This window comes from Metabacillus rhizolycopersici, from assembly GCF_020075705.1.
The window spans coordinates 1-12,595 of the sequence record NZ_JAIQUM010000004.1 but is presented as its reverse complement, the minus strand read 5'-3'; the positions used below and the strand labels follow the sequence as shown (position 1 = coordinate 12,595).

The 12,595-nt window shown below is 34.3% G+C and carries 13 protein-coding genes and 1 riboswitch; of the genes, 2 read left to right on the top strand and 11 right to left on the bottom strand.

Annotated features, from left to right (window positions below; all coding sequences use genetic code 11):
• Positions 1–264: 264 nt before the first annotated feature.
• The 6 genes from K9V48_RS02710 to K9V48_RS02685 all read right to left on the bottom strand — a co-directional run bounded on the left by K9V48_RS02710 (position 265) and on the right by K9V48_RS02685 (position 4,063).
• The gene (locus K9V48_RS02710; protein WP_224136697.1) at positions 265–813 is read right to left on the bottom strand and encodes an isoprenylcysteine carboxyl methyltransferase family protein; all 549 of its coding nucleotides are present in this window, start codon (positions 811–813) and stop codon (positions 265–267) included.
• 4 nt (positions 814–817) lie between these two features.
• The gene (locus K9V48_RS02705) at positions 818–1,915 is read right to left on the bottom strand and encodes a type III polyketide synthase (RefSeq protein WP_224136695.1); all 1,098 of its coding nucleotides are present in this window, start codon (positions 1,913–1,915) and stop codon (positions 818–820) included.
• A 526-nt stretch (positions 1,916–2,441) separates the two neighbouring features.
• Positions 2,442–2,849 carry a VWA-like domain-containing protein gene (locus tag K9V48_RS02700; RefSeq protein ID WP_224136693.1) on the bottom strand — a complete coding sequence of 136 codons (408 nt, stop codon included), beginning with the start codon at positions 2,847–2,849 and terminating at the stop codon, positions 2,442–2,444.
• Between the two features lie 250 nt (positions 2,850–3,099).
• Entirely contained in the window at positions 3,100–3,327 is a 228-nt protein-coding gene (locus K9V48_RS02695; protein WP_224136691.1) for a methionine aminopeptidase, read from the bottom strand.
• Between the two features lie 228 nt (positions 3,328–3,555).
• Entirely contained in the window at positions 3,556–3,798 is a 243-nt protein-coding gene (locus K9V48_RS02690; protein WP_224136689.1) for a spore germination protein, read from the bottom strand.
• 13 nt (positions 3,799–3,811) lie between these two features.
• A complete protein-coding gene (locus K9V48_RS02685; protein ID WP_224136687.1) occupies positions 3,812–4,063 on the bottom strand; it encodes a hypothetical protein in 252 nt (83 codons plus the stop codon).
• A 306-nt stretch (positions 4,064–4,369) separates the two neighbouring features.
• Here K9V48_RS02685 and K9V48_RS02680 point away from each other — a divergent pair, with 306 nt between their 5' ends.
• Both K9V48_RS02680 and K9V48_RS02675 read left to right on the top strand, forming a co-directional pair.
• On the top strand, positions 4,370–4,588 hold the full coding sequence (locus K9V48_RS02680) for a helix-turn-helix domain-containing protein (protein ID WP_224136685.1): 219 nt from the start codon (positions 4,370–4,372) through the stop codon (positions 4,586–4,588).
• A gap of 175 nt (positions 4,589–4,763) precedes the next feature.
• A complete protein-coding gene (locus K9V48_RS02675) occupies positions 4,764–5,207 on the top strand; it encodes a hypothetical protein (protein WP_224136684.1) in 444 nt (147 codons plus the stop codon).
• 132 nt (positions 5,208–5,339) lie between these two features.
• Here the strand turns inward: K9V48_RS02675 and K9V48_RS02670 are convergent, their stop codons facing one another.
• From K9V48_RS02670 to K9V48_RS02650, 5 genes are all read right to left on the bottom strand, one after another.
• A complete protein-coding gene (locus K9V48_RS02670) occupies positions 5,340–6,653 on the bottom strand; it encodes a nucleobase:cation symporter-2 family protein (RefSeq protein WP_224136682.1) in 1,314 nt (437 codons plus the stop codon).
• Positions 6,650–7,243: a xanthine phosphoribosyltransferase gene (locus K9V48_RS02665; protein ID WP_224136680.1), complete on the bottom strand. Its 594-nt coding sequence runs from the start codon at positions 7,241–7,243 to the stop codon at positions 6,650–6,652. The genes K9V48_RS02670 and K9V48_RS02665 overlap by 4 nt, the downstream gene beginning before the upstream one ends.
• A 349-nt stretch (positions 7,244–7,592) precedes the next feature.
• Positions 7,593–7,694: riboswitch (purine riboswitch) on the bottom strand.
• A 127-nt stretch (positions 7,695–7,821) separates the two neighbouring features.
• Entirely contained in the window at positions 7,822–9,327 is a 1,506-nt protein-coding gene (locus K9V48_RS02660; RefSeq protein WP_224136678.1) for a carboxypeptidase M32, read from the bottom strand.
• A gap of 225 nt (positions 9,328–9,552) precedes the next feature.
• On the bottom strand, positions 9,553–11,475 hold the full coding sequence (locus K9V48_RS02655; RefSeq protein ID WP_224136676.1) for an ATP-dependent DNA helicase: 1,923 nt from the start codon (positions 11,473–11,475) through the stop codon (positions 9,553–9,555).
• A gap of 359 nt (positions 11,476–11,834) precedes the next feature.
• A complete protein-coding gene (locus tag K9V48_RS02650; RefSeq protein ID WP_224136674.1) occupies positions 11,835–12,029 on the bottom strand; it encodes a hypothetical protein in 195 nt (64 codons plus the stop codon).
• Between the last annotated feature and the right edge of the window lie 566 nt (positions 12,030–12,595).

Here is a 12,595-nt window from a genome sequence, read left to right as displayed (position 1 = left end):
CGCAGCAGACCTCCAACCTTTATATTGAGAATGTTTTTCATTACAAAATCATTGTATCATCAATGATAATCATTTTCAATATATATATTTCGCATTTTTCAGAAAAAGATTCCTCCATCTATAAAGCGAGTCTTCGTGGTAATCTTCTTTATCCCCAACTAATGATTTGCGAGAATTATCATTACAGTTGAGAGCGGTTCTCCCCACCTTAACTTTACTACTTTGATACATTAAAAACTCTTTTGATGAGGAAGCTCTAACGACTTACCTTTTTGGAGCAAATCTTGATCTCCCTTGAAACGCTTTTTGATAATTTGTATGCATTTTCAGGGCCTTTTCCTCTATAGGTATACGAATGGTCATCATAACGAGATTAAGTATAGTAAACAACAACGCTGTCAAATATGCTTGAAATAATAAAGGTATGAGGAAGATTTCTATAGCTACCACCACATAGTTAGGATGCTTTAAATATTGATAAGGACCTTTAGACACGACTTTTTCATCTGGAACAATAATAATTTTTGTATTCCAGAAATAACCTAGAGAGAAGACAGACCAATAACGGAGTAGCTGTGTTAAAGCAAGGATGGGAAAAAGCAAATACCATGAATTTGTCAATTCTTTATGAAAGGAGATAACTTCTAAAAATAGCGAAAGTAAAAACAAAATATGGAGTGCAACGATGTATGGATAATGTTCACTTCCATACTCCACTCCACCCCTTTTTAACATCCATTTTTCATTCCGTTTCGCAATAAACAGCTCAGATATGCGTTGGATAATAAGAAGCGAAAACAAAATATAAAACATTTGATTATTCACCTTCCCATTTAACGAGTAGCATTTCAGAACTAAACCCGGGACCGAGTGCAGCGATTAATCCGTATTCATTTGCCTGACCAAGTTCCTGTTCTAGATATTCTTGAAGAACATACAAAACAGTTGCAGATGACATATTTCCATGATGACTTAACACTTCTTTGGATATATGTATATGTTCGTCCGTTAAACCGAGGCCGTCCATATATGCATCAAGCACCTTTTTACCTCCCGGATGTGCAATAAAGTGTGCAATTTCATCTAAGGTAATTCCATATTCTTCAAGAAAATGGATGACATGTGGATAAAGCCATTTTTTAATAATTGTTGGAATATCTCGTGAAAACAAAACATAAAACCCGTTATTTTTAATCTCCCAACCCATTATATCTTCTGAATCTCTCATAAATGTTGACCTAGTACCAAGAATACGTGGAAGTACATTTAGCTTTGAACGTCTTTGCCAATCAAATGACTCACCCACTAGGCATGTACAAGCAACGCCATCAGCAAACAATGAGGTTCCAATCAAATTACTTTTTGAAAAATCGTCATGTTGGAAGGTCAAACTACAAAGTTCAACAGTAATAACAAGAACGAGTGAATGTGGATAAGCCATACAATACTCATAGGCACGTGACATCCCTGCCGCTCCCCCTGCACAGCCTAATCCCCAAATAGGGATTCTTTTCGTTGTTTCATTAAAGGGTAACTGATTCATAATTTTCGCATCAATACTTGGTGTTGAAATACCTGTACTACTTACAAAGAAAATTGCGTCAATTTCTTCATAAGCAATCATATTATGTAACAGTTTTGTGTTTGTTAAGCACTTCTGTATTGCTTCTACACTTAATGGAACGGCTTTTTCGATATACTTTTGATTTTTTTCTTCAAACGTATGATTAATTTTATACCAATCAAGCTGTTCAACGAATCGCCTTTTTTGAATATATCCATTCTTAAAAACGGGTAATAATCGTTCAATATCTTTGAATGATTCCTGAAATATCTCTTTTGCAAACTCTACTGTCGTTTCCTGGCTCATCTCATTCTGCGGAAGCGATTTTCCAACTGATAAAATATATGCCACCGTATATTCACCTCAATATCATTAGGATTACTATATCCATTTCAACACAGATTTATCCATTTTTATGAAGTTAAGGGAAGTTATACAATTATTATTATGTTGCGTTCTTCAAGGTGTTTTCGTTTGAATTGGATGAGGTTATAACTCGTAGGGGAGTTTTTCTTCAAGAAAAAAGCTTTTCCCAATAGGGGAAAAGCTAGACGTTTTAAAGAAGTTGTTGTTGTGCACTCTTATTATATCTCAATTTCTTCGGATAATCATTAAAAAATTTTGGTAAACATAATATAAAGCCAAATTTCCATCAGTGAGGGGTTCATTACCACCTACTGATGGTTAGCGAAACTTCTCAGACACTAATTGAAGAAATTACCCCAAATGAACTCGTCATCAAATACCTCTTCTTTTCGATAATATCTTCCTTATTACTAATATTGTCGAACCTGTAAAGCCAAAAGACTGACATAAATCGTCAGCCTTTTTAACCCTTTTATCCTATAGATTAGCTCTCAGCATTCAGCTACAGTGGCTACGCAATACGAATCGCTTTGCCAAAAGGTACTTTGGGGACAAATGTATCTGGGACTAACCAAAATACCTCTTTCTTAATTTTTAATTCTTCATAAAAATATCCAGTTACATCTGTAATATAAAACAAGGTATCAATTTCTTCCTTTTCTACCCATTCTAACACTTCTGTGTAAGACGATTTACCATGTGTGTAGTATTTTATTTGCGCATCATTGATTGAAGTTATCGACCTTATTTTAAAATCAGCTTGCACTAAAAATGATTCAGGACACACTTCAGCAAACAACTTTACGATATTTTGAATAAGTATTGTATTCGTTTGATTAGTCGATGTATCCACAGCTAGGGCAATTTTTTTATCTACTCGTCCTTGCAACTTTGACAGCAATAATTTTTGCCATCTCATTGAAACAACTCCCCTCACTTTTGCATGCAGCAAATCTATTTTATGCAAACTTCACTTTCTTATCCACAATGAATTAGCAGTCATTTCTATGTAGGAATGAAAAGATTAGCCGTGACGAATCTTGTTGTAGCGGTTTTACCTCCTATTAAGGATGCGATCGCATTTATCCCACTCTTAACGGGCAGTAAAGGTCCGATAAGTGCGAACCATCAGTCGGGAATGAAAGCCCCCCTACTGATGGAAGTCTTCTTTATATTAGATTCTGATCATTGTTTGTATTCCAATCAGAATAAAGCCCGCTACCACTACATCCTGGACAATCAAAAAACGCATCATAAGTAGGTGTATACACACTCGTTAATGATGATGTAAAGCCTCTTCCCCTACAATCAGGACATCTTCCTAAGGATTCCATTTCTGTTTTTACCTTTTCATATCTCTCTTGTTTCCATTCAGAAATAGCATTTAAAAATCCCAACATGATCACCTCTTTTTACCTTAATATGTATCATGAAGTGAAATATTAAACGTGGCTTAAAAAGAAAATAGAAAAAATATCCATAATTACACAACTGAGTCTGGGCTTGAACGATTTTTTCAAGAAATCATTTAAGATCTCTGTATATAAAGGTTGGCTCTACGGTACCACTAGCTAAATTAACTTTGTTATTTCACTTCTAATATTTTGTAAAGGGTGATTAAAAAACTAAAGTTGCGAAGAGTTTGATGGACTTGCCCCTTCATTTTGATCGACAAGATCTGGATCAATATATGTGTTAAAATTCATGGCATTTGTAACAGAAGCATCACCAATTCCAAAACTTAGTCCTACGACTTTAGCTGTAATCCCATTGCCTGATATATTAGATGATCCTGGATTTATCGATGCATTCCCAGAAATATTTACGATTTTAATACCTTGGAGGTTAAATAAATTTGAGGATGACAAAATAATCCTCCTTTCAAATTTTATTTATCGATCCTACAATTTCATTATTACTTTTTGCGTGTTCTTCTTTTGCCTCATCAAAAGATGAAATTTTTATTATTGATTGAGATTCAGCGTGATCACCAATTGAAGAGTTTATCCCTTTAATATTATTTTTTGAAGAAAAACCACTGTTGCTTATTTCGCCAATGTTAAATGATGAATTTCCTGACATATTTAAAATCTTTATGTTGTTAAAATTAAATACGCTTTGAATAGGCTTCAATTTTAACCACCCTCTTCAAACACTTACATTACTATATGTCATAACAAATGAGTTGTTATTGAATAGTTGAAATATCTTCACCTAAATTCAACTTTTCTAGTCACTCACATATTCTAATTTTCTCACGTCACTATCTCCATCAGATCCTAACTTCTGACTGCACTGAGCTTTGTATTGATACATTCTGCTAAAAGATCAAGCAAATATCAGCATACCAACACAACTCAATTGATATGATCTTAATTTCAGCTACTTTCTTTTAACCAGTTACTATGATATCCTATCTATAGAAGAGAGGTGTTAAAAATGGCTACATATAAAGCTAAAAAAAGTAATTTTCAAGAACTTTTATTAAAAAACAACACCGATCTTGACATCCTGGCTACTAACACTGATATTTCAATAGAACAACTCACCAGCTATTTAGATAGCAAAGTCATGAATTTGAATAATGCGATGACAATTTCAAAAGAACTGAATTGTACAATTGAAGAGTTATATGATTGGAAAGTTTCAGGAGAGTGAATTTACCTCTCCTTTTTTATATGGAAAAATCGAGGCTTTTCGGTTCCTTTTTGAAAAAATGAATATTGTCCCATAGTAGTTAATTTTTTTTAAAACTTGATCTTAACTTTTGAATGAAATTTATGTAAAATAGGAATTGTTTAATCTACTTGCATAATTAGAAATGGGGATTACAATGGCTGAGTTAGCATTTAAGGAATATATATTTACAAAAGGAAGCAAAACAACTGTCTACTTGTACCAAAGCAGCATCGAAATTATCCACCATGGATTTTTAGGTAAATTTAATAAAGTAAAACTGATCCCGTTTAAAAATATCTCTAACGTAATTGTTAAAAATCCTCGTGTTACTTCAAACGGGAAGCTTGTGCTGGACTGCGAAAACACTGACAAAAAAAATAAACATGAAAACACAATTGAATTCTCTAGAAATGAAAAAGAGCTTGCACTCGAGCTACAACAAACAATTGAAAATAAAATTGAAGAGATAAAAGGACAAAGAGTTGATTCAGCAATTGACAACTTTGATAAATTAAAAAAGTTAAAAGAGTTAGCTGACTTGGAAATTTTATCTGAAGAAGAATATTTAGAACAAAAAGAACGAATTTTAGAGAGCTAAGAGAATTAGTTAGAATCAAAAAACCCCGCTAGATGATTCTAGCGGGGTTAACTTTTCATATACTAACAACAATTATTTCCTTCATTGGGCGTTTTATTCCCCATAAATCTACGTTAAACCGCTTAAATCACATTAAGATGCTTGCCTTTCAAAAACAACCTCACTACGTCTTCCTACTTTTTTGCCAGATGGAATTACATTAAAAATAATGTTTAGTAATATCGCAGTAACACTTCCTCCAACGATTCCACTATTCGTTAAAATTTTAACTGATTCAGGAAGACCTGCAAAAATATCTGGTACAACCGTAACACCAAGCCCTAACCCAACAGAACATCCAACAATCAGTAAATTTTCCTGTGATGTGAAATCAACTTGACTAAGCATTTTGATTCCATATGCAACAACCATTCCGAACATAGCTAGCATCGCTCCCCCTAAAACGGAAGAAGGAATAATAGTAGCTAACGCTGCGATTTTAGGTATAAAACCTAAGGTAATTAATAGGCTAGCAGTAATATAAATAACACGATTCGTTTTGATACCTGACATTTGAACAAGACCAACATTTTGCGAAAACGCAGTATAAGGAAACGAATTAAAGATTGCTCCTAATGAGTAAGCAAGACCTTCAGCGCGGTACCCTCTAGCTAAATCCTTTGCAGTGATTTTTTTATTCGTAATATCACTCAATGCTAAATATACACCTGTTGATTCAACCATACTCACAATGGCAACAATCGTCATCGTTAAGATTGGTACTAAATCAAATGTTGGCGTACCAAAATAAAAAGGTTGTGCAACTTGAAACCAAGATGCTTCATAAACTGGTTGAAGATTAACCATCCCCATATAACTCGCAACAACCGTTCCTACTATAATCCCAATTAAAATCGAAATAGATCGAATAAATCCTGTGAAAAATCGATGAAGCAAAATAATGATAAGCAATACGCCAAATGCAAGGATAAGATTTTCTGGTGATCCAAAATCTGGACTCCCTTGTCCTCCTGCCATATTATTCATGGCAACAGGAATTAAAGTTAGACCAATAATTGTTACAACAGAACCTGTTACTACAGGTGGGAAAAATCGAACTAACTTACCAAAAACAGATGATATAAGAATCACGATTATGCCTGATGCAAGAATCGATCCATAAATAGATGAAACTCCATACTCATGTCCAATACTTATCATTGGACCAACTGCTGTAAATGTACAACCTAACACGATAGGTAATCCAATTCCGAAAAATTTATTTTTCCAAACTTGTAATAAAGTTGCAATACCGGACATTAATATATCAATTGCTACTAAATAAGTTAGTTGTTTACCCGTTAATCCAATTGCACCCCCTACAATTAATGGCACAAGAACAGCCCCTGCATACATAGCTAATAAATGCTGAATACCTAAAGAAACATTTTTTAATGACTGGTTCATACCTGTACATCCTCATGATCTTCAACAAAACTTACCTGTCCTTCTTTTAACGATTGAATTCTTGCTAAGGATTCTACTCTAACCCCTAACTCTTTTAATTCATTCGCACCCTTTTGGAATGATTTTTCGATCACGATCCCAATGCCTTCAACAGATGCACCCGATTTTTTCACAATATCGATTAACCCTTTAGCAGCCTCTCCATTTGCCAAAAAGTCATCAATAATAAGGACTTTATCAGAAGCGTTTAAAAATTGTGAGGAAACAGCAATTGTATTTTCTTCTTGTTTCGTAAATGAATAAACAGAAGAAACAAGTAAGTTGTTCGTTAATGTAAGAGATTTTCTCTTTCTTGCAAAAATAACTTTCACACCAAGCTCAAGACCCGCCATTACAGCTGGCGCAATACCCGATGATTCGATTGTGACTATCTTTGTAATACCATTTTCCTTAAAACGTCTTGCAAACTCACAACCGATCGCCTTCATTAGTTTTGGATCAATTTGATGATTTAAAAATGAGTCAACCTTTAATACACCATCGGTAAGAACAATACCTTCATCTTGTATTTTTTCTCTTAGCAGCTTCATTTTCTTCCCCCTAGTAGTGATTAATAATTATAAAAAACAAAAGCTCAAGCGCCTTGATTAGCCTCAGGCATAGCATAAGACGCTCATGAAATAGAAGGTTGTTCTTTACCTTCAATTTATGAATGGATGTAGATCCAAAAGGTCGTTAAAAACGCGACGTCAATCACCATGACTTCAATTGCACGTCCTGTGCGATCTGAAAGCTACGGCACTGGAACTGAATGCCGTGCACTTATCCACAGTACAAGAATTTAATAAATTCCTAAACGACAAAAAACGGCATTGCTTCATCTATAAGTGAAGCAATGCCGCTCAAATCCAAAAATGAACATAATCATTAAAATAATAGCGCACATATAACCTCACTCATAGTCAAATACTTTACGGTTATTCGGTAGAAACTTATGGACCATATCTCCATGATTATATGAGTGATTATTTAATTAAGAAGAATTATATCAATAAATAAATGATTTTCCTATGATTTTCCACTAAAAACACGAACTTTATTTATTAAAACCATTATGAATATTCATAAAATTACAAGAAAAAGAAGATGGTATCCCATCTTCTTAGATTTAAATATGATAGATTCTTCTATATTTTTCATCAAGATAATTGATTAAATATTTTGCATTGAGGCCTTCACCTGTTACATCTTCCATTATTTCCAATGGTTGTTTTGTTTTACCAAATTGATGAATATGTTCCGTTAACCAATTCTTGATTTTTTCAAATTGTCCTGTTTCAATAAGCTCATCATAATCTGGTAAATCTTTTAACATTGCATGTTTAAATTGTGCTGCATACATATATCCTAAGGCATAGGATGGGAAATAACCAAAGCTTCCACCTGCCCAATGCACATCTTGCAGCACTCCTTTTGCATCATCTGGTGGGATAATCCCGAAGTATTCTTCATACTTTTCATTCCAAATGCGAGGCAGCTCTTCAACTTTAATTTCATCGTTGAACAGTGCCTTCTCAATTTCATAACGGATCATCACATGCAATGAATAGGTCAACTCATCCGCTTCAATTCTAATTAAGGAAGGCTTAGACTCATTGATGGCTGAATAAAAATCTTGAAGACTAATTCCCACAAATTGTTCTGGTGAAAACTCCTTTAGCTTATCATAGTAACGTTTCCAAAATCTTATATTTCTGCCAATAAAATTCTCATAAAATAGGGATTGTGATTCATGGATTCCCATCGATGTTCCACTACACAAAAGTGTACCTTCAAGCTTTTCTGAAATGTTTTGTTCATAAATTGCATGACCACATTCATGAATTGTACCAAATATCGCAGTTCTAAAATCTCCCTCATCATATTTGGTCGTTATCCTTACATCACCACGATTAAGTGTAATTTCAAATGGATGAACTGTTTCATCTAATCTGCCCGCATCAAAATCGTATCCGATTTCATTTAATAAAAATTCACTAAGTCTTCGTTGATTTATTTTTGGAAAATGGTGAAATAAGAAATCTGTTTTGGGCTTATGTGATGACTCGGCAATCTTTTTTACAAGCGGGACAATCGTTTCACGAACTTGTGCAAAAACCTTATCTAACACTGCAACCGTAACCCCAGGTTCATATTCGTTCAACAGAGTATTATATTTATTTCCTTCGTAACCCCAATATATAATGAGTTTTTTATTATAATCAACAATCTTTTTCAAATATGGAGCGAAAAGATTAAAATCAGATTTTGCTTTTGCTTCTTCCCAAACTGATTCAGCTTTTGAGCAAAGAATGACGTATTCCTGATACTCTTTTGGAGGAATTACCTTGTTTTTATGATATTCCTTTTTAAGTAGCTCAACAGCCTTTTGTGTAACTGGGTTAAGCTTTTTGTATATCTCTTCTTTTGATAAGCTAGTTAAATAATCGTTCATTTGCTTCGATACAAGCATTTGGAAAGCTTCTGTAGAAAGCATACCAATGACTTCAGAACGTTGTTCAATCCCCTTTTTAGGGGCTCCTGTTCGCATATCCCAATACATAACATTAATCGCTTCATCATATGCTTGCATTTTCTTTATGTAGGCTAAAAAGTCAATTTCTATCTGTTTCATTTATTTCACTCCTTTGTCAAATCAATTTTAGCGTATCTTCCATAATCTTTCTTGTCAATCTGTATGAAAGGAAGAATAATTGAACATTGGTCAGTGGTAATGAGAAAGCGAAACTACTCTTACTCTTTACGGGCAGTTATCCTACAGCTCTCTTTTTCATTTTTCTCTAAATCCTGAGGTTGAAGTATCACAAAAAAAGATAGGAAAAGAAGCAATTGCTTCCTCCTATCCAACAATTGGATTTACAGGTAAAATTGAATGGACTTCATCAAGGATAGATTGATCGTGTTCTGTAAGGAAAATCGTGATAGAGCCCTTATCTTCACTTGTTCTAATCAATCTTCCCATTCCTTGTCTTAAACGCAAGAGCATATAAGGTAAATCCACTTCTTTGAAGGGATCCATCTTATCAGATTTTTTAGCCTCAAACACAGGATCCTCTGGTGGATATGGCAGAGACCATATAATCACATTTGTTAACGACGGGCCTGGAATGTCAAGACCTTCCCATAAATGAACAGCACAAAGCACCGATTCCTCATTTTGCTGAAATTCCTTAACAAGTGAGCTGATTTCTTTATCGCCTTCAAAAAGGACAGGATATTCCAAATCCACTTGCGACAGTCTTTCTTTGAACGATTTTAATTCATGTTGAGATGAAAATAAAATTAGTCCTCTGCCTCCAGATTTTTTTAATTCACCAAGTGCTTTGGCGAATTTTTTTTCAAAAGCTTCCTCATGGACGAGCTGAAGGTTCATTTGCTCATCATAATCAAATGGTGAAGCAACGGTAAGTGATAAATAGTCGTTTATACCTAAACTTTGCGCAATATACTCAAATGAACTATTTTCAGAAAGAGTCGCAGAAGAGAAAACAAATGGAATTTGCTTTGAAAATACGCTCTCTTTTAATACTTCTTCTACTTTTCTCGGCATAATAACAAGGCTAATATCATTATCTTTTACTTCAACCCAGCTCACCGCGTTATTTTTTTGATTAAACAATGAGAGTGAATACTCCATTTGATCAATGTATTCTTCAACAATTTTCAACTCATAATCATTTATCGTAAATAGCTCACCCTCAAAAACGAGCGCTTCACTAATTTCAGATAATTTGCGTTGAAGTGATGTTGCCGTCTTTTGAAGCTTTGCTTTGTCATTGATTTTCAATCGATCTGAACCTTCAACAGATGACGTCAATTCCTGTAAATCATCAAAAAATTCATCATTAATGGCAAGTCCATCTTCAACTAAATACGCTAGTTCTTCCCTAATCTCGTTTTGCAGTAATCTCTCTAAAAAGATTTGTAGTGAACCTTGCTTGACACGATAGGTAAGTGCTTTTTGCGCAGCAAACTCCAATAGATGCCCTTCGTCAAATACAACACTACTATACTCAGGTAGAAGTGGCATTTGTCCTTCACGTTTTCTAGATTCATATGTCCATACATGCTCCATATAATAATCATGTGAACAGACAATAATATCAGTTGCTTTTCGGTAGTGCTCGCGTGACAACGTCAAACCACAACGATGCCGCTGTGTACAGGTAAAGCAATCTTGAAAAGAATCCCAACCAATCTTGCCCCATTCTTCATCAGAAAGATGGCTAAATTCCTTACGATCTCCGTAGGCTGAAAATTGCTGCATACCAGCCTTCTCATGGACAAAATCAGGTAATGATTGATAAACATCTAAGTACATTTCATCACCCGTTTTTTGAAGCACTTCATCAAGTTTACTTAAACACAGATATTGACTATGTGTTTTACTTAAACGAACATCCATTTTTAAATCTAGAAATTCGGACAACTTTGCAATGTCGCCTTCTTGTTTAACAAGCTGTTCAATTAACGTTTCATCTGCACATGCAACAATTGCTGGTTTTCCTGTATATCTCGCATACGATAATGCATATAGCAAATACACAATTGTTTTCCCTGTACCAACACCTGCTTCAGCAAACATAACCTTTTTTTCTTGATATGCTCTTTCTAATTGAAAGGCCATAAAAATTTGTTCATCTCTTAACTCAAAGCCTTTTTCCGGAAGGATATCGTAAAATACATCCCCTATCCAATTATTTAACGCTTGGTAAAAGCTTTCATCTTTTGATATAGCAAAAGGCAAACGGGACGTCACCATGTACGTTTCCTCCAATATTTCCAAAATCAAATTTATCCACAATAAAATATTATCTTATTAATAAGTTTAGTTGTCAATGTATTAGTACCCATGAACGGACGCACAAGCTCCTTGTATACCCGTTTGCTTTTCATAATATTCCTCACGTGTAACTATGTCATCATACCATTTGCTTCGAAGTCCGGTGCAAAGAGTATAGCAAGAGAAACAGATTTTTATCATTTACTTTGAAGTAATAAAAAAAGAGTAAGTCAGCAAACGACTTCTCCATTTTAATATAAATTCTACTTACTATAGGAAATGAAAAAATCAAGTTGTTACCACAAGGACTTTGCGATCGTTAAACGTTTTCTATTTTGTCATCGGTCAAATAATGTATCCGTGATTAACTGATGATCAATAGATGTTGCGTGTGCTAACGCCTTTTTCAAATCTTCCCTTGCATGGCTAATTTGAAGAGCAGCAGGAGATTCTATACCAATTTGTTCTTCTAATGATTTTTGTGTTGAAATTAACGCCTTTGAAATTAGTTGAAATTGCTGATCCTCATACATGATTACGAACCACCCTTCTTCATTTCATATAAAAAATTTTACTTACATAAATTATCCTATGAAATTCGATTTTCAAAATATGACTAATGCTACTAATATTTTGAAGATTAACCCTATGTGCGTACAAATAATATATGTCTCGTAAATGATATTTTTAACTAAATGGATCCCTTTTATTCAGTTTATCTCTTTTATTAACTATTTCAGGAAAAGAAAGTTGGTAGACGAGGATTCAATTTGAAGAAAAAGAAACGATGTAAAGTCTTAGATGATAAGAACAAAAGCGTTGCAATTGGTTGTCGTGCGCTTATCCCCAATACAAGAATTTTATAAGCTCCTAAACAAAAATAAGACGAAGAGATTAATTCTCTTCGTCTCAGATTGTCGACAAAAGGGGTTCGGAATGGTTTCATTCCGAACCTCTTTTGCGATTTTTTTTGAAATTCACCTCAAATGAATGAGGATAGACCTCTCTTAGCTCACTTTATTATGCCATTTCTGAACCTCGCCATGTCCAGTTAGCCATCTTCTTCAAATTCATGGCAGCGAAAGTAAGCATCCCCTGC

Excerpts from the sequence above, each read along its gene's own strand:
- K9V48_RS02655 (WP_224136676.1), bottom strand. The coding sequence starts at position 11,475 with ATGGTGACGTCCCGTTTGCCTTTTGCTATATCAAAAGATGAAAGCTTT.
- K9V48_RS02670 (WP_224136682.1), bottom strand. The coding sequence starts at position 6,653 with ATGAACCAGTCATTAAAAAATGTTTCTTTAGGTATTCAGCATTTATTA.
- K9V48_RS02680 (WP_224136685.1), top strand. The coding sequence starts at position 4,370 with ATGGCTACATATAAAGCTAAAAAAAGTAATTTTCAAGAACTTTTATTA.
- K9V48_RS02700 (WP_224136693.1), bottom strand. The coding sequence starts at position 2,849 with ATGAGATGGCAAAAATTATTGCTGTCAAAGTTGCAAGGACGAGTAGAT.
- K9V48_RS02710 (WP_224136697.1), bottom strand. The coding sequence starts at position 813 with ATGTTTTATATTTTGTTTTCGCTTCTTATTATCCAACGCATATCTGAG.
- K9V48_RS02650 (WP_224136674.1), bottom strand. The coding sequence starts at position 12,029 with ATGTATGAGGATCAGCAATTTCAACTAATTTCAAAGGCGTTAATTTCA.
- K9V48_RS02660 (WP_224136678.1), bottom strand. The coding sequence starts at position 9,327 with ATGAAACAGATAGAAATTGACTTTTTAGCCTACATAAAGAAAATGCAA.
- K9V48_RS02675 (WP_224136684.1), top strand. The coding sequence starts at position 4,764 with ATGGCTGAGTTAGCATTTAAGGAATATATATTTACAAAAGGAAGCAAA.
- K9V48_RS02665 (WP_224136680.1), bottom strand. The coding sequence starts at position 7,243 with ATGAAGCTGCTAAGAGAAAAAATACAAGATGAAGGTATTGTTCTTACC.